This window comes from Amycolatopsis sp. TRM77291, assembly GCF_054166285.1.
The window spans coordinates 6656966-6673279 of record NZ_JBSZHF010000001.1; the positions used below are offsets into that span (position 1 = coordinate 6656966).

The following is a 16314-nucleotide window of genomic DNA, read 5'->3' on the forward strand; positions in this document are numbered from 1 at the left end:
ACTCCCGCCGAAACCCTCGCGGAGGAATTCACGTGTCCACGGTGCCGTCACCACCGACCCACCACCGTCGCCTGCGCTGGCAGGCCTTGGCGGGATTCATCGCCATGGCGGCGATCGTGGGGATCGTGGCCGGGCTGGCGGTCGCCAGCCGCACCGAGACGCACAACGCGCTGGCCCGTCCGTCGTGGGCGCCGCCGGGCTGGCTCTACGGCCCGATGTGGTCGGTCCTGCTGCTCCTGGTCGCCTTCGCGGGCTGGTTCTACTGGCGCACTGACGGTGAAACGCGCGGCTTCGCCCTCTACGGCGTCTGCCTGCTGCTGACCCTGCTGTGGACGCCGCTGTTCTTCGCCGGCGGCGCGCACGTCCTCGCGCTGGCCGACGTCCTCGTGCTGGACTTCGTCGTGCCCATCACGATGGCGGAGTTCGGCCGCCGGTCGAAACTCGCGGCCTGGCTGCTCGCGCCGTATCTGCTGTGGCTGCTGTTCTCGACCGCGGTCAACGCCGCGGTCGTGTGGCTCAACTGAGCTTCGGTTCCTTGGGCTTGCGGCCCTTGGCCCGGACGGCGAGCAGGAACTGGCGGATCGCGTCCACCACCAGGATCGCGGCCAGCACGCCCAGCCCGATGGCGCCGGCGAGCGGGCCACCGAAGTAGCGCTGCGATTCGAGCGTCGTTTCGTCGTAGGAGATCACGACCGGGACGACACCGGCCTTCCAGCACGCGAAGGAACCCCACACGGCGAGCGCGGCGAGGATCAGTTCGACCGCCCCCACCACGGCGCGCAGGGGTTTGTGCAGCCGGGCGTCGCGCCGGGAGTCCTCCGGTGGCCACAGATCGGCGCCGGTCGGCTGGGGAAGGTCGATCACGGTGAGCAGTTTCTCATGACTCTGTGGTGCGGGCACGCACCAAATCCCCGAGAGCCGCACGGAGGGCGTCCGGATCCTTGGCCCAGGCGCGCACGAAAACGCCGTCTTCGAGTTTCAACCCGACTTCGCCGTGCTTCTTGGGGATCGTCCAGCCTCCGCCGAGGACCCGCGAGCCGACCGGGGCCTCGTCTTCGAGCACCTCGGCGATCCGGGCCGCCTCGAGCGTTTCCCGGCCTTGGCGGTAGCCGTCCGCGGTGACTTCGAGCGAGAGATACCGGCGGCGCGCGTACACCCAGGGCACGGTGATCGCCACCAGCCCGGCCGCGACCAGTATCCAGGCGAGCCAGTGGACCGGGCCGCCCGTCGCCAGTTCCGCGAGCAGCCCGGCGAGGGCGAACAACGGCGCCCAGAGCAAAGCCGTCCAGCCCACGCCGGGTTCGTCGTAGAGGGACGGCTCGGCGGTCATGGCAGCGTGCGCCCGACCTTCGGGAAATGGTCCGCGACGCTGGGCAGGTACATGAGCACCAGCGCGATCGCCACCAGCAGGGTGGACACCAGCAGGAACACGTTGAGCGAACCGCGCAGGATCAGCAGTTCCACCAGGACCAGGAAGACCGCGCCCACGGTGAGGACCGTCCTGGCCGACCGCGTTCCCTCACGGGCCTTGTACGCGAACAGCGCGAACAGCACCGCGAAGGTGAGCGCGCCGCCGAACAGCATCCAGAGGAGCGTGTTAACGCCGGAGGCGACCTGCGCCGGATCGGCGGGCTGGCCGGGAACCGGGTTCTCCCTGATCTGCTTGAGGATGCCCTCGGTCAGCTCGTCCTTCAGCACCAGCAGGGCGATCTGCCCGGCCACGAGGACGACGCCGGCGAGGATCCACAGCCAGAACGAGATCGCGACCGGCTTCGGCACCGTGATCTTCGGCGGCTTCTGGCCGGGCAGGATCGGGTCCGGTGACATCCCCCGCTTGCGGCGCTCGTCGTCCGTTTCGTCGGCTCTGCTGTCGCTCACGCGAGGCAGCCTAGTCCAGCCAAGCAGCGGCTTCGGCGGCCCAGTAGGTCAGGATCATGTCCGCGCCGGCGCGGCGGATCGAGGTCAGCACCTCGAGGATCGTGCGTTCGCGGTCGAGCCAGCCGTTCGCCGCGGCGGCCTCGACCATCGCGTACTCCCCCGAGATGTTGTACGCCGCGACGGGAACCGTCGACGTCTCGGCGGCGGCCCTGATGACGTCCAGATAGGACAGCGCGGGCTTGACCATGACCATGTCGGCGCCCTCGGCGATGTCCAGTTCGATCTCGCGCAGTGCCTCACGCACGTTGCCCGGATCCTGCTGGTACGTCTTCCGGTCGCCCTTCAGCTGCGAATCGACGGCCTCGCGGAAGGGGCCGTAGAACGCGCTGGCGAACTTCGCCGAGTACGCGAGGATGCCGGTGTCCGTGCGGCCGGCGCGGTCGAGCGCGGCGCGGATGACGCCGACCTGGCCGTCCATCATTCCGCTGGGGCCTAGCAGGTGCGCGCCTGCTTCCGCCTGCGCCAGACCCATCTCCGCGTACACGCGCAGGGTCGCGTCGTTGTCGACACCGCCGTCGGCGTCGAGGACGCCGCAGTGGCCGTGGTCGGTGAACTCGTCGAGGCACGTGTCCGCCATCAGGACCGTCGCGTCGCCGAGCTCGGACCTCAGGTCGCGCAGGGCGACGTTGAGGATGCCGTCCGGGTCGATCGCGCCGGAACCCTCGGCGTCACGCGTCTTCGGGATGCCGAACAGCATCAGGCCGCCGACCCCGGCGTTGACCGCGTCGACGGCGGCTTTGCGCAGCGTGTCGCGGGTGTGCTGGACGACGCCGGGCATGCTGGAGATCGGGCGGGGCGCGTCGGCGCCCTCGGCCACGAACATCGGGAGGATCAGCTGGCGTGGGCGCAGCGTCGTCTCACCGACCAGCCTGCGCATCGCCGGAGTGGTACGGAGCCTGCGGGGACGATGTTCGGGGAACACCCCTACGACGGTACTCCCGCCCGCTTGAGAGGCGGTGAACGGCCGAACCTTTCCTAAGGAACGGTAAAGAGTCGCCTTTGTCCGATTCCCGTGCGGTGTGACGTGGGTTACCTTCCCCTGCATGTCGAGCTCAACGGTGACCGACCAACTGGAAGAACCGCCCGTCGGCTGGCGCGCACGGCTGCGCCAGGTCGGGCCAGGGATCATGGCCGCGGCGACCGGGGTCGGCGCGGGCGACCTCGTCGCGACGATGGTGGCCGGATCGCGCTTCGGGTACACGCTGCTGTGGGCGGTGCTCGTCGGCACGATCTTCAAACTCGCGCTGGCCGAAGCCGTCGGCCGCTGGCATCTGACCTCGGGCCGGACGATCCTGTCCGGCTGGCGGACGCTGGGGATCTGGGCGCTGATCTACTTCGGGATCTACGCGGTGATCTGGGGCTTCGTCTACGGCGCGACCGCGATGTCCGCGTCGGGCCTGCCGCTGAACGCGCTCTTCCCCGCTCTTTCGGTGCGGTACTGGGCGATGATCTGCGGCCTGCTCGGCTTCGCGCTGGTGTGGTTCGGGCGCTACGCGATCATCGAAAAACTGATGACCGTCCTGGTCGGCGTCATGTTCGTGACCGTGGTCGGCACCGCGATCCTCGTCGTGCCGAACTTCGCCGAACTGTTCAAGGGCGCCGTCCCGACCCTGCCCGACGGCTCGCTCGTCTACGTCCTCGGCCTGGTCGGTGGCGTCGGCGGCACGATCACCATGGCGGCGTACGGCTACTGGACGCTCGCGAAGGGCTGGCGCTCGTCGAAGTGGCTCCCGATGATGCGCACCGACAACGCCGTCGGATACGTCATGACCGGGATCTTCGTGATCGCCATGCTGATCGTCGGCGCGGAACTGCTGATGGGCCAGAAGATCATCTCGGGCGACAAGGGCCTGCTGTTCCTCGGCGACACCCTCGCCGCGGACTACGGGCAATGGGCGCGGATCCCGTTCCTCATCGGCTTCTTCGCCGTTTCGTTCACGTCGGTGATCGGCGTCTGGCACGGCGTGAGCCTGCTCTTCGCGGACTGGTGGCGCATCCTGCGGCTGCCCAAGGACGCGACGGAAAGCGTTGAGACGTATGAGAAGAAGGCCGGCGAGCGCAGTGCCGCGTACCGGGGATACGTGCTGTGGCTGACGTTCCCGCCGATGGCGTTGCTGTTCCTGGACCAGCCCTTCCAGCTCACCGTGATCTACGGCGTGCTGGGCGCGTTGTTCATGCCGTTCCTGGCGGCGACCCTGCTGGTGCTGCTGAACACTTCGCGGGTGCCGCGGGAAGGACGCTCGCGGTGGCTTTCGAACGGGCTGCTGGGCGTGTGCCTCGCGATGTTCGCGTACCTGGCGTACACGGAGGTCGTGAAGTTCTTCTCGTGAGTGGCGATCACCGAAGTCCGTGAAGGCCTCCTTGCCTACCCTGAAGGTAGGGAAGGAGGCCTTCACGGACCGGGCCTTACAGCGGAATGGACTTGCTGTCGCAGCCTCCGGCACCGCAGGCCTTCACGCCGTCGTCGACGACGACGCGCACCTCACACCCTGCGGGGACACGGCGAACCTGGCGATGAGCGCCGAGACCGGGGAACGATCGGCACCCGGCCGGAGTGCAGACCTCGAAGGGGGAGGCGGCGCCCGCCGTACCCGGAAATCCGAGGCCACGGCACCCATGGCGGCGACGGCGAGAACGAGAGATTTCATGATCGCTCCCCAGCGAGTGCCGGAATCACCGACGCTATGACCGGCCGCTACCCACCCGGCGAAGTTCCACTAAGTACGTGAAGGCCCCCTTCGCTGCGTCTAGCGCAGTGAAGGGGGCCTTCACGTACTTCAAGCGACCGTCAGGAGCGGCGGGCCCGCTTCGCCTTGCGCGGCGGCGGAAGCGCGCCTTCGGCACGGAGCCGGGCGGCGTGCTCGGCGAGCGCGTCGACCAGGTGCGGGACGTCGGCCTTCTCGGGCTGGACGTCGACCCGCAGCCCGAACTCCACGGCGGTCTCCGCGGTCTTCGGGCCGATGCACGCGACCAGCGTGCGGGTGTGCGGCTTGCCGGCGATGCCGACGAGGTTCCGCACGGTCGAGGACGAGGTGAAGCAGACCGCGTCGAAACCGCCGGTCTTGATCATCTCGCGGGTCTCGGCGGGCGGCGGCGCGGCCCGGACGGTGCGGTACGCGGTCACGTCGTCGATCTCCCAGCCGCGTTCGCGCAGGCCGGCCGAAAGGGTCTCGGTGGCGATGTCCGCCCGCGGCAGCAGCACGCGGTCGACCGGGTCGAGGACGTCGTCGTACGGCGGGAACTCGGCGAGGAGGCCCTCCGAGGACTGCTCGCCCTCCGGGATCAGCTCGGGGATGATGCCGAAGGAGCGCACCTTCGCGGCGGTCGATTCGCCGACGCAGGCGATCTTCACGCCGGAGAACGCGCGGGCGTCGAGACCGAACTCCTCGAACTTCTCCCACACCGCGCGGACGGCGTTGGTCGAGGTGAAGACGATCCACTGGTAGCGGCCGTCGACGAGACCCTTGACCGAACGCTCCATCTGCGCGGGGCTGCGCGGCGGCTCGACCGAGATGGTCGGGACCTCGTGCGAGGTGGCGCCGTGGCCGCGAAGCCGCTCCGCCATCTCACCGGCCTGCTCCTTGGTGCGCGGCACCAGGACCTTCCAGCCGTACAGCGCGCGCGACTCCCACCACGACAGCTTCGAGCGCTGGCCGACGGCCTGGCCGATGGTCACGATGAGCGGCCCGACGAGCTCGCCCGCCTCGTTCGCGACGGTGGCCAGCGTGGTGTCCAGGGTGCGCTGGGTGTTGATGGTGCCGTTGGACGTCACCGCGACCGGGGTGGTCGGCGCCAGTCCGTGCTCGGTCAGCGCGGACGCGGCCTCGGCCAGGTGCGCCGACGTCGCGTGCAGCACGATCGGGCCGGGGGTGGCGGCCAGGGCGGCCCATTCGACGTCGCCGCGGACGTCGACCTCGGTGTGCGTGCCACCGAGAGCGACACCGGCGTACGCCGGGACGGCCGCGCCGGGCGAGACGCCCGGGATGATGTCGAACACGGCGCTGGTCCGGGAAACGGCCTGCACCTCGGCGACGACGGCGGGCTGGGTCAGCGGGTCACCGGCGATGAGCCGGAGCACCAGCCGTCCGGCCTTGGCCTCGTTCACCAGGTCCTTGGCGACCTCGGTGGCCTCGCCGACGGCGGGGCGCACTTCGGCGCCTTCGGCGGCGAAGGCCAGGACGCCGGCAGGGACGTCCGGATCGGTCACCACGACCTCGGCCTTGGCGAGCAGCTCCTGAGCGCGGACGGTCAGCAGACCGGCGTCACCGGGGCCCGAGCCCACGAAGGCGACACGCCCGGTGGTCTTACGCGCGGGGGTCATCTGTGCGTTCTCCTCTTGAGCGGCCGCAGTCGAGCGCGGCCCTACCTTCAACGTTCTGACTCACTGGGCGGGGCCGGACAGCGCGCCGGCCCCCAGGTCGAGCAGCTCGGCGGCCAGTGTCCGGCCGAGTTGTTCGGCTTCATGCTTGTCGGCGAGCGCGGAAGCGCGCACCATGTCGACCGCGTCCCCGTCCCCTTCGACGGCGGCGGTGCCCCGCAACGAGATCCGCTCGACGACCCGCCCTTCGGCGTCCAGGTCCTCGACGATCTCCGCCAGCGCTCCGACCGGTGCGCTGCACCCGGCTTCCAGCGCCGCGAGCAACGCCCGTTCGGCGGTCGCCACGGCACGGGTGCCTTCATCGTCCACTGTGGACCCGAGCAGGTGCTCGATGTCCACGTCACCGGTCCGGCACTCCACCGCCAGCGCGCCCTGTGCGGGCGCGGGCAGCATCTGGATCGGGTCGAGGGTCTCGGTGATCTCCTCCGCCCGGCCGATCCTGGCCAGTCCGGCACGCGCCAGGACGACGGCGTCCAGCTCTCCGTCGCTCACCTTGCGCATGCGGGTGTCGATATTGCCTCGGATCGGCACGATTTCCAAACCGAGACCGAGCGCGCGCAGCTGGGCGGTCCGCCGCGGCGAGCCGGTGCCGACGGTCGAACCGGGCGGGAGCTCGCCGAGGGTCAGCCCGTCACGGGCGATCAGCGCGTCGCGCGGGTCCTCGCGAGGCGGCACGGCGGCGAGCGTGATGCCCGGCTCCGGCTTCGTCGGCAGGTCCTTGTACGAGTGCACGATGACGTCCACTTCCTCGCGCAGCAAGGCTTCGCGCAGCGCGGAAGTGAAGACGCCGACCCCGATCGTCGGGATCGGCGCGGACGATTTGTCGCCAGGGGTCGTCACGGTGACGAGCTCGACCTCGGCCCCGGTGGCGCGCAGGGCGTCGGCGACGGTGCCGGTCTGCGCGAGGGCGAGTTTGCTGCCGCGCGTCCCGATGCGGATGACTCTGCTCACTGATGATCACTGTCCTTTTTCGCGGTGCGGCGCGCGACCGCGATCGCGCCGCCAGGGCGCCCGTGCACTTGGAACTCGCTTGTCATTACTCGGCGCCCCGCCGTCGCGATAGCGGGGCCTCCGGCCGGAGCGCGCGCGACGGGTCGTTTCCCGAGGCCGGGATCGGGCCGCGCTCACCGCCGGCACCCTTCGGCGCGGTGGGACTCGCCACCGCGGCGGGCGCCTGCGGGTCGAGACAGAAGAGCTCGCGCAGCGCGTTGGCGTAATCGGTGTCGGCCGTCTCGGCGGCCAGCTGCTTGACCCGCACCGTCGGCGCGTGGAGCAGCTTGTCGACCACGCGGCGGACCGTGCGGCCGACCTCCTCGCGGACCCCGGGTTCGAGGTCCGGCAGGCGGTTGTCCAGCCGCAGCAGCTCGGCGTCGACCACCTCGGCCGCCCGGCGCCGCAGCGCCGTCACCGTCGGGGTGACCTCGGCGCTGCGCTGGCCGGCGAGGTACTCGCGCACCTCGTCGAGCACGATGCCGGTGGCCTTCGCGGTCTGCCGTTCGGTGGTCGGGGTGCCCGCATCCCGCATGCGGCGCTGGATGGTCTCGAGATCGACCACGGTGACGTCGGCCAGCTCGGCGACGTCGTGGTCGACGTCGCGCGGGAGGCCCAGATCGCAGACGACCAGCGGGCGCCCGGCGCGGGCCGGGACGTGCGCGGCGGTGAAGACCGCGGCCTGCGCGCCGGTGCAGCAGACGACGACGTCCGCCTCGGCGACCGCGTCCGCGATCCCGCTCATCTGGACGGCCTTGGCTGGCACTCCCTGCTCGACGCTCGCGGCGGCGAGGCGGGCGGCCCTCGCCTCGGTGCGGTTGGCGATGGTGATCTCGCCGATCCCGGATTTCCGCAGCTGGGACGCGGTCAGCGCGCCCATCGACCCGGCGCCGACGATCAGCGCGTGCTTGCCGGCGATGTCGCCCGCGGCGGCCAGCGCCTCGGAGACCACCGACGCGCCCAGCTGGTCGAGGCCGGTCTCGGTGTGGACGCGTTTGCCGACGCGCAGCGTGGTCTGGATCAGCTCGTGCAGCGTGCGGCCGACGGTGCCCGCCTCACGCGCGGTGGCGTACGAGGACCGGATCTGGCCGAGGATCTGCGTCTCGCCGACGACCATCGAGTCCAGCCCGGAGGTGACCGAGAACAGGTGCTCGATCGCGGCGCCCGCGTAGTGCACGTACAGCGAGTCGTAAAGGTCCGCGGGCTGCATCCCGGCCTGGCGGGCGAGCACGTCGGAGACGTCGTTCAGACCGCCGTGGAAGGTCTCGACGACGGCGTAGACCTCGATGCGGTTGCAGGTCGAGACGAGGATCGCCTCGCTGACGTGCTCGGCCTGCTGCAGTTCGTGGAGCACCTTGGTCACGTCGGTCGCGGGGACCGCGACGCGTTCCAGGGTGCTCAGCTCGGCACTGCGGTGCGAGAGCCCGACCGCCAACACGCTCATTTCAGCGCACCACCATTCCGTTGCCGTGGCCGTTCACGCTGCCATTGTCGGCGCCCCCGGGGCCACTGTCTGCTCCGCCGTTGCCGTTAGCGGCCAGATCGGCGCGGCGAGCGACGTGGAACGACAGGATCTGCAGCTCGACCGCGAGATCGACCTTGCGCACCTCGATATGTGCCGGAACCTGCAGCACCACCGGGGCGAAATTCAGGATGCACTGCACGCCACCTGCGACGAGCCGGTCGCAGACCGACTGCGCGGCGGTGGGCGGCGTGGCGATGACGCCGATGGAGATCTGCCGTTCGGCGCAGACTTTGGGGATCTCGTCGAGATGCGAGACCGGGAGGCCGCCGACCGGGACGCCGACCAGGTCGGGGTCGAGGTCGAACAGCGCCTCGACCGGGAACCCGCGGCCGGGGAACCCGCCGTAGTTGGCCAGCGCGTGCCCGAGGTTACCGATACCGACCACGGCGACCTTGTGCTTGCGGGTCAGGCCGAGGATCCGCTCGATCTGGCTGACCAGGACCTGGACGTCGTAGCCGACGCCACGGGTGCCGTAGGAGCCGAGGTAGGACAAATCCTTGCGCAGTTTCGCGGAGTTGACGCCCGCGGCCTGGGAAAGCTCCTCGCTGGAGATCGTCGTCGCGCCCTGCTCGGCGAGCCCGGAGAGGACACGGAGGTACACGGCGAGGCGGGCGACGGCGGCTTCGGGGATCGACTTCGCGCGGACCGCTTCCGGTTCGGCGGTGGCCTCGACGGCCGGCATCTCCGCGGTGGGCGCGTTGTCGGCGTCCGGTGTCACCCGGGTGCGCCGGCCTCGTTGCGACACCACGCTTGTCCGCTCCCTCTGGTCCCTGCTGACGACATGAATCGCCCGAACCTGGAAATCGGCTCTTGACCCGCGGCGCTGAGTCCGGTTCGATGCCGGGCGCTTTCGGAGGCGACGTATCTACGGTAGCCACTTGTGAACGCAGGCACAAAGTCACAGGTGAGCGCTGTGGTCAGTCTCTCTAGCGCGCGTTGACCGTCACCTTGTGCCAGCCCGTGGCGCCGTCGGGGACGGTACCGGCGATCTCTTGCGTCTGCGTGTAACCCGACTTGTCCGTCGCCCGGACGGCGATCTCGTGCTGACCAGGGGCGATCTGGACTTCGGTCCACCACATCCGCCAGGTGTCCTTCGACGTCTCCGCCGACAGCACGGCTTCCTGCCACGGCCCCTGATCGACCCGGACCTCGACCTTCGCGACGCCGGTGTGCTGCGCCCACGCGGTCCCGGACACCACGACCTTGCCCGCGTTCACCGCCGAGCCGGGCGCGTCGATCCGCGACTGCGTCTTCACCGGCGCTTCCCTGGCCCAGCCGCGGCCGAGCCAGTACGCCTGGCGCTCCTCCCAGGTGGTGATCTCCAGTTCGGTGACCCATTTCGTGGCGGACACGTAGCCGTAGAGCCCAGGGATCACGATCCGCGCGGGGAAGCCGTGCTCGATCGGGAGCGGTTCGCCGTCCATGCCGAGGGCGAGCATCGCGCCGCGACGCGGGTCCAGGGCGGCTTCGACCGGGGTTCCGCAGGTCCAGCCGTCGACGCTGGTGGCGAACATCTGCTCGGCGCCCGGTTTCACGCCCGCCTCGTTCAGCAGGTCGCGCAGGTCGATGCCGATCCAGCGGGCGTTGGAGATGTACGGGCCGCCGACCTCGTTGGACACGCAGCACAGGGTGACGTCGCGTTCGATCAGCGGCCGCGAACGCAGATCTTCATACCGATAGGTGACCTCGCGGTCGACCATCCCGCGGATCTGCAGGCTCCAGTCCTCGGTGCGGACCTGCGGGACCACCAGCGCCGTGTCGATCCGATAGAAATCCTTCGAAGGAGTGAGGTACGGCGGGGTGCCGAGCTTCGCGAAGTCCGCGTCGGGCGGGATGGGCGGCGCGGTCCTCGTCGCGACGAGCCTGCCCACGGCGGCCCGCGACTCCTCGGCGTTCTTCCTGGTTCCGACGATCTGGCCGGTCAGCGCGGCGACGCCGGCCCCCGCCGCGACGGAAGCGCCGGTGATCAGCACCTTCCGCCGGTCCGGCCCTTCACCTTCGCGGTCGTCGAAGAACACCTTCGGGCGGAAGAACGAATGCAGCCGGGTGAACACGACGAGCGCGACGACGGTGGCGATCACCGGTGCCAGCAGCGCGATCTGCCCGAGGTCGGTGCGCACGAAGACGGCGGCGACGCCCGCCGCGCCGAGCAAGCCGACGATCACCTGGCCCGGCAGCGGATTGCGGCGCGAGAGCTGCCCGGCGAGCAGCGCGAACAGCACCAGCACGACGGCGAGGCCGATCTTGAGGACGAACTTGTCCCAGGTCTCCAGCGTCTGCTCGGCCCACGCGACCACCGCGTGCGGGCTGTGGTCGATGACGAAGTTCGCGACGGCGACGAACGGCGAGGCCGTGTACCCCACGAAGCCCGCGACGAGGTGCCCCACGCCGAGGGCGGCCACCAGGGACAGGAGCCCGGTCAGCGCGGCTTGGGGAGAGGTGAGCCTGCGATCGTCCACGACTCCATCTTCGGAGCGAATGGGCCTTCAGGTCGCCCGATCGCCCCTTACGAGTGTGTTACGCCAGCGCCTTCCGGAGCCTGTCCTCTTCCACACGCCAATAACCGTGCTCGGCGTCGTCGACGAGGATCACCGGCACGCGGTCGCCGTATTCGGCACGCCATTCGGGGTCGCTGTCGACGTCCTCCGCCGACCAGGCGACGCCCAGTTCGCCGCAGATCCGCTCGATGTCCTGTTCCGCGACCTCGCACAGATGGCAGCCCGTGCGGGTCATGACGGTCACGTGGTGCGCCATGCGTTCAATCCTTACCTGAGGCGCATTCTGCGCAGCTTCCCGGTGGCCGAATGCGGGAGCGACTCGGCGAACTCGACGGTGTGCGGCACCTTGTACCCGGCCAGGTGTTCCGCGCAGTGCTCGACGACCTGCTGCTCCGAAAGCGAAGCGCCCGGCGCGGGGACGACCACGGCCTTCACCGCTTCGCCGGTCCGCTCGTCGACGACGCCGACGACGCCCGCCTCGACGACCTCGTCCAGCATCGAGATCACGTTCTCGACCTCGTGCGGGAAGACGTTGAAACCGTTGACGATGATCAGGTCGTTGGCGCGGTCCACCAGGTGCAGGTCGCCGTCGGTGTCGAGGTAGCCGACGTCGCCGGTGCGGAACCAGCCGTCCTCGTCGGGCCCGTGCGAGCCGTCGGGCCAGTAGCCGGAGAACAGGTTCGCGCCGCGGATCGACACCAGGCCGGTGCCGCCGTCCTCGTCGAAGGCGTCGCCGAGGTCGTCCGGGTCCAGCGGGACGGGTTCGGCGTCGCCGTCGCTGTCGACCAGCCGGAGCTCGACGCCGGGCAGCGGCCGCCCGACCGAACCCGGCTTCGGGTAGCCGGTGACCAGCGTCGTGGTGACCACCGGCGCGCATTCGGTGAGGCCGTAGCCCTCGTAGACGTCGAGGCCGGTGGCGCCGCGGAGCGCGGTGAGGATCTTGGGGTGCAGCGGCGCCGCGCCCGAGGTCATCCGCCGGACGGTGGACAGGCCCCGGCCGAGTTCTTCGGGATCCATCGCGGCGAATTCGGCGTACATCGCGGGCACGCCGGCGATCGACGTCACGCGGTACTCGGCGCAGTCGGCGAGCGTGCGCTCGGCGCGGAACCGTTCGGAGAGGATCGCCGTCGCGCCGACCGCCGTGGTCTGCAGCAGGCCCGGGCCCAGGCCGTAGACGTGGAACAACGGGATGGTGATGAGCACGCGGTCGCCGTGCACGAGCGGTGTGGGGACGATCCGGCTCAGCTGGTCGAGGTTCGCCAGCAGCGCCCGGTGCGACAGCATCACGCCGCGCGGTGGGCCGGTCGTGCCGGAGGTGTACGAGATGACCGCTATGTCCTCGCCTGCGCCGGACGCGTCGACCGGCTCGACTGCTCCATCAGAGGTAACCGGCGGTGAGAGGCTTGTCACTCCTTCGGGGAGATCCTCGGTGACTTCGCGTTCGAGGACGAGCCGTGTGCCGCTGTGCTCCAGCAGCCCGTTCAGCTCCGCCGCCGGGCCCTGCGGCGAGATCGGCACGACCACCGCGCCCGCCCGGAGCGCCCCGAACAGCGAGACGGCGAACGCGGCCGACGTCGGCAGCCGCAACGCCACCCGGTCGCCCCGCTCGATTCCCGCGTCGAGCAGGGCGCGGGCAAGGGCGTGGGCGGCGTTGTCGAGCTCCGACCAGGTCAGCGCGACCCCGCCGCCGGTCTCCTGGACGGCCGCCTTGCCGGGCCACTGACGGGCGGCCTCGGCGAGCAAGGTGGGCACGCTTCCTTCGGCAACCTGCTCCGCGCTCAACTGCGAACCTCTTCCCTAGGTGAAACGGCGTTGTCAGTTTGTCATCTCGGCCACCGTCATGGGTGTCACTCGCTTTCGTCGCAGTTCCGTAACCCCGGCACCGCTACCTACTTCGCGGTAACTACACGTATGCTGCTGATCGTCGTCGAGTGGTGTTGATCACTCGATGGTGAGAAAGGGAGTCCGGACGTGCAGATCTTGCAGGCCCACGCGGCGGTGGGACATGCGGGCCGGTCCTCCCTGTCCGGAACGGGAGGTGGACCGTGACTCTTCCCGCACCGAACCCCGTCTCGATGCTGGCGGGCCACATCCTCCGCCGCGGCGGTTTCCCCGCGGCGCCCGCGGCCCGGCCCAAGGTGGAAGAAGGCTCAGACGCCGCAGAAGCCGCGAAGGCCGAAGCGTGGGAACTGGTCAGCGCCGCGCAGGGCGGCGACACCTCCGCCTTCGGACGGCTCTACGACCGCTACGTCGACGTCGTCTACCGCTACGTCCTGTTCCGCCTCGGCGACCGGGATCTCGCCGAGGACGTCACCAGCGAGACGTTCCTCCGCGCGCTTCGCCGCATCACGTCGGTGAGCTACCAGGGCCGTGACGTCGGCGCCTGGTTCGTCACCATCGCGCGCAACATCATCCTCGACCACGTGAAGTCGAGCCGGTTCCGCCTCGAAGTGGTCACCGACGAGGTCGCCGAGCCCAACGGCGCGCCGATCGGGAACGTCGGCGTGCAGGCGGTCGCGGGGCCCGAACAGCAGGCCATCAGCCGCGCCACCCGGGCCGAACTGCTGCGTTGCGTCGCCGAACTCGGCGAGGATCAGCGCGAGTGCATCGTGCTGCGGTTCATGCAGGGGCTCTCGGTCGCCGAGACCGCGGCGATCATGAAGCGCAACGAAGGCGCCATCAAGGCCCTTCAGCACCGCGCGGTACGCCGTTTGGCACAACTTCTGCCCACCGGATTGCGTTAAGGTCCCATATTTATGCCTCACCCGGCCTTGCCGTAACCCTTGGGCGTCCCCGCTCGTTTTCACAGCCAGACCGGTGTCAGGACCGGGCTGAGCAGATGGAGACTTCGCCGTGGGCGTGCCGGGATGGTTCGCGCGGGAGCGGGCGGACGGTGACCGCTTCGCCGACCTTGTCGACGGCACCGAATCCCCGGACGACGACGAGTTCGCGCTCGAACTCGCGCTCGTCGGCGGCCTGCGCGAACTGGGCGCCGGCGGCGCCCCCGACGCGGAAACACGGCAACGCATCCGTGACGAGATCGCCGGACGGCTCGCCGAAGCCGAAGCCGCGCCCAAGCGCCGCGGTCACCTTGTCGCCAACCTCGCCGCGGCGGCCGTCGCGCTCGTGCTGGCGCTGGGCGGCATCACCCTGCTGCTGTCCAAGGACGCGCTGCCGGGCGATCCGCTGTACGGCATCAAACGAGCGGGTGAGTCGGCCGCGCTCGGGCTCACCTTCGACGAGCAGGACAAGGCACAGAAGCATCTGGAGTTCGCCGCGAGCCGGGTCGGCGAGCTCGACGAACTGACGCGGCAGGGCGCGCCCACCGACGCTTACTTCACCGGCCTCACCGATTTCGAGACGGATCTGCGCGCCGGTGTCTCGCGGCTGACCGCGCTCGTCACCGATCAGGGTGGCCAGACCCGGCTCGCCGAACTCCGCACCTGGGCGCGGAACCAGTCCGACCGGCTCGGTCTCCAGGTCGAGCACGCGCCCGCCGAGGCGCGCGACAAGTTCTCCGCGGCCCGTGCCCTGCTCGACAAGGTCCAGGAGCGCACGACGGATCTCGGCTCGCGGCTGGTCTGCTACACGATCACCACGGGCTCTTCCGACGAACTGGGCGCGGTCCCGGCCGCCGGTGACTGCGTCCGCGACCCCGATTCCCCTCAAGCGGTCCTGCCGCCGGTGACGTCTTCCCCGCCGTCGTCGGCACCGACCGGGTCGCCGGCGCCGGTGTCCTCCGCGCCGCCGTCGTCCGCCGTGGACACCGCGGCCCCGACCGGACCGATCGCGCCGCCGACCGGAGGCACGCCGCCGCCCGTGGTACCCGTCCCCGGCCCCACGAACCTGCCGCCGCTGCCGACGGCCACCACCACGCCGAAGCCGCCGCTGATTTCGATTCCGCCGCTGATTCCGGGATTACCGCCGATAACCATCGGCTGACTCGGTGTCACGTGAGGCAGGCACCACACCCGGGACACCGTGCTCGGCCGCTCGCTACGCTGTGCACAGGCACCTGGGATTCCGGAGGCGGTGTGCGTGTCAGTTTGGCGGGGCAAGGATAAGAGTCAAGAGCTCGAACGGCTGGCCGAGCTGGCGGGCGAGGCGTCGGCCGAGGCCGCCATGGCGACCGCGTCCGCCGAAGCACTCGAACCGCCCGCGCCGCCCGCTCCGCCGGACCTGACCGCGGCCGCGTTCTTCGACGTCGACAACACCATGATGATGGGCGCGTCGATCTTCTACTTCGCCCGCGGCCTGGCCGCGCGCAAGTTCTTCACCTCCGCCGATCTGGCCGGATTCGTCTGGCAGCAGGTGAAATTCCGGCTCGGCGGCCGGGAGAACAAAGAGGACATCAAGACCCACCGCGAGCGCGCACTGTCCTTTGTGGCCGGCCGCACCGTGCAGGAACTGACCGACATCAGCGAAGAGATCTACGACGAGCTGATGGCGGACAAGATCTGGTCCGGCACCAGGGCGCTCGCGCAGATGCACCTCGACGCCGGCCAGCGTGTCTGGCTCGTCACCGCCACCCCGATCGAGCTCGCGGCCATCATCTCGCGGCGCCTCGGCCTCACCGGCGCGCTGGGCACCGTCGCGGAGACCAAGGACGGCGTCTACACCGGCCGTCTCGTCGGCGACCTGCTGCACGGCCGGGCGAAGGCCCACGCCGTCCGGGCGCTGGCGTCACGCGAAGGGCTGAATCTCAAGCGCTGCACGGCGTATTCGGACTCGCAGAACGACGTCCCGATGCTGTCGGTGGTCGGGACCGCGGTCGCGGTGAACCCGGACGGCGGCCTTCGCGACGTCGCACGCGCGCGCGGCTGGGAGATCCGCGACTTCCGGACCGGGCGCAAGGCGGCGAAGATCGGCGTGCCCTCGGTGCTCGGCGTCGGTGCCGTGGCCGGCGCCGTCGCGGCCGGGATGGCGTACCGGAAGCGCTGAGCCCACGCATTCAGTCCTCTGGATGCGATCCGGGCCTTCGGCGA

Annotated in this window: 16 protein-coding genes; 5 read left to right on the plus strand and 11 right to left on the minus strand. The window is 70.2% G+C overall.

Annotated elements, in window-relative coordinates:
- Nucleotides 1–32: 32 nt before the first annotated feature.
- On the plus strand, nt 33–524 hold the full coding sequence (locus ACXIZN_RS30845) for a TspO/MBR family protein (RefSeq protein ID WP_457958556.1): 492 nt from the start codon (nt 33–35) through the stop codon (nt 522–524).
- Here ACXIZN_RS30845 and ACXIZN_RS30850 read toward each other — a convergent pair.
- From ACXIZN_RS30850 to hemB, 4 genes are read right to left on the minus strand one after another with little or no spacing between them, the layout of a single operon-like run.
- Complete coding sequence (locus tag ACXIZN_RS30850) at nt 517–900, minus strand: hypothetical protein (protein WP_457958557.1); 384 nt, start codon at nt 898–900, stop codon at nt 517–519. The two genes, ACXIZN_RS30845 and ACXIZN_RS30850, sit on opposite strands and share 8 nt — an antisense overlap.
- The gene (locus ACXIZN_RS30855) at nt 878–1330 is read right to left on the minus strand and encodes a hypothetical protein (RefSeq protein ID WP_457958559.1); all 453 of its coding nucleotides are present in this window, start codon (nt 1328–1330) and stop codon (nt 878–880) included. The genes ACXIZN_RS30850 and ACXIZN_RS30855 overlap by 23 nt, the downstream gene beginning before the upstream one ends.
- Nucleotides 1327–1878: a hypothetical protein gene (locus ACXIZN_RS30860; RefSeq protein WP_126733224.1), complete on the minus strand. Its 552-nt coding sequence runs from the start codon at nt 1876–1878 to the stop codon at nt 1327–1329. Before ACXIZN_RS30860 ends, ACXIZN_RS30855 begins: the two co-directional genes overlap by 4 nt.
- Nucleotides 1879–1888: 10 nt before the next feature.
- Entirely contained in the window at nt 1889–2860 is a 972-nt protein-coding gene (gene hemB / locus ACXIZN_RS30865) for a porphobilinogen synthase (protein ID WP_457958560.1), read from the minus strand.
- 121 nt (nt 2861–2981) lie between these two features.
- On the opposite strand from hemB, the gene ACXIZN_RS30870 reads away from it, so the two are divergent.
- Nucleotides 2982–4268 (plus strand): Nramp family divalent metal transporter, encoded by a 1287-nt coding sequence (locus tag ACXIZN_RS30870; protein ID WP_457958562.1) that lies wholly within the window; start codon nt 2982–2984, stop codon nt 4266–4268.
- A gap of 458 nt (nt 4269–4726) precedes the next feature.
- Here the strand turns inward: ACXIZN_RS30870 and ACXIZN_RS30875 are convergent, their stop codons facing one another.
- The 7 genes from ACXIZN_RS30875 to ACXIZN_RS30905 all read right to left on the minus strand — a co-directional run bounded on the left by ACXIZN_RS30875 (nt 4727) and on the right by ACXIZN_RS30905 (nt 13081).
- Nucleotides 4727–6259 carry a bifunctional uroporphyrinogen-III C-methyltransferase/uroporphyrinogen-III synthase gene (locus ACXIZN_RS30875; protein WP_034310603.1) on the minus strand — a complete coding sequence of 511 codons (1533 nt, stop codon included), beginning with the start codon at nt 6257–6259 and terminating at the stop codon, nt 4727–4729.
- 60 nt (nt 6260–6319) lie between these two features.
- On the minus strand, nt 6320–7267 hold the full coding sequence (hemC, locus tag ACXIZN_RS30880) for a hydroxymethylbilane synthase (RefSeq protein ID WP_457958564.1): 948 nt from the start codon (nt 7265–7267) through the stop codon (nt 6320–6322).
- A gap of 85 nt (nt 7268–7352) precedes the next feature.
- Nucleotides 7353–8750, minus strand: a complete 1398-nt coding sequence (locus ACXIZN_RS30885; protein WP_457958566.1) for a glutamyl-tRNA reductase — start codon at nt 8748–8750, stop codon at nt 7353–7355.
- Nucleotide 8751: 1 nt separating this feature from the next.
- Nucleotides 8752–9579 (minus strand): redox-sensing transcriptional repressor Rex, encoded by an 828-nt coding sequence (locus ACXIZN_RS30890; protein ID WP_457958567.1) that lies wholly within the window; start codon nt 9577–9579, stop codon nt 8752–8754.
- A gap of 178 nt (nt 9580–9757) precedes the next feature.
- The gene (locus tag ACXIZN_RS30895; RefSeq protein WP_457958568.1) at nt 9758–11290 is read right to left on the minus strand and encodes a molybdopterin-dependent oxidoreductase; all 1533 of its coding nucleotides are present in this window, start codon (nt 11288–11290) and stop codon (nt 9758–9760) included.
- 58 nt (nt 11291–11348) lie between these two features.
- Nucleotides 11349–11585 carry a glutaredoxin family protein gene (locus ACXIZN_RS30900; protein ID WP_037332991.1) on the minus strand — a complete coding sequence of 79 codons (237 nt, stop codon included), beginning with the start codon at nt 11583–11585 and terminating at the stop codon, nt 11349–11351.
- An 11-nt stretch (nt 11586–11596) separates the two neighbouring features.
- A complete protein-coding gene (locus tag ACXIZN_RS30905; protein WP_457958570.1) occupies nt 11597–13081 on the minus strand; it encodes an AMP-binding protein in 1485 nt (494 codons plus the stop codon).
- Between the two features lie 293 nt (nt 13082–13374).
- Here ACXIZN_RS30905 and ACXIZN_RS30910 point away from each other — a divergent pair, with 293 nt between their 5' ends.
- The 3 genes from ACXIZN_RS30910 to ACXIZN_RS30920 all read left to right on the plus strand — a co-directional run bounded on the left by ACXIZN_RS30910 (nt 13375) and on the right by ACXIZN_RS30920 (nt 16270).
- Entirely contained in the window at nt 13375–14073 is a 699-nt protein-coding gene (locus ACXIZN_RS30910) for a sigma-70 family RNA polymerase sigma factor (protein WP_457958571.1), read from the plus strand.
- Nucleotides 14074–14182: 109 nt separating this feature from the next.
- On the plus strand, nt 14183–15271 hold the full coding sequence (locus tag ACXIZN_RS30915; RefSeq protein ID WP_457958572.1) for a DUF5667 domain-containing protein: 1089 nt from the start codon (nt 14183–14185) through the stop codon (nt 15269–15271).
- Nucleotides 15272–15367: 96 nt separating this feature from the next.
- Nucleotides 15368–16270 carry an HAD family hydrolase gene (locus ACXIZN_RS30920; RefSeq protein ID WP_192747707.1) on the plus strand — a complete coding sequence of 301 codons (903 nt, stop codon included), beginning with the start codon at nt 15368–15370 and terminating at the stop codon, nt 16268–16270.
- The last annotated feature ends 44 nt before the right edge of the window (nt 16271–16314 follow it).

Excerpts from the sequence above, each read along its gene's own strand:
- ACXIZN_RS30855 (WP_457958559.1), bottom strand. The coding sequence starts at position 1,330 with ATGACCGCCGAGCCGTCCCTCTACGACGAACCCGGCGTGGGCTGGACG.
- ACXIZN_RS30870 (WP_457958562.1), top strand. The coding sequence starts at position 2,982 with ATGTCGAGCTCAACGGTGACCGACCAACTGGAAGAACCGCCCGTCGGC.
- ACXIZN_RS30875 (WP_034310603.1), bottom strand. The coding sequence starts at position 6,259 with ATGACCCCCGCGCGTAAGACCACCGGGCGTGTCGCCTTCGTGGGCTCG.
- ACXIZN_RS30885 (WP_457958566.1), bottom strand. The coding sequence starts at position 8,750 with ATGAGCGTGTTGGCGGTCGGGCTCTCGCACCGCAGTGCCGAGCTGAGC.
- ACXIZN_RS30900 (WP_037332991.1), bottom strand. The coding sequence starts at position 11,585 with ATGGCGCACCACGTGACCGTCATGACCCGCACGGGCTGCCATCTGTGC.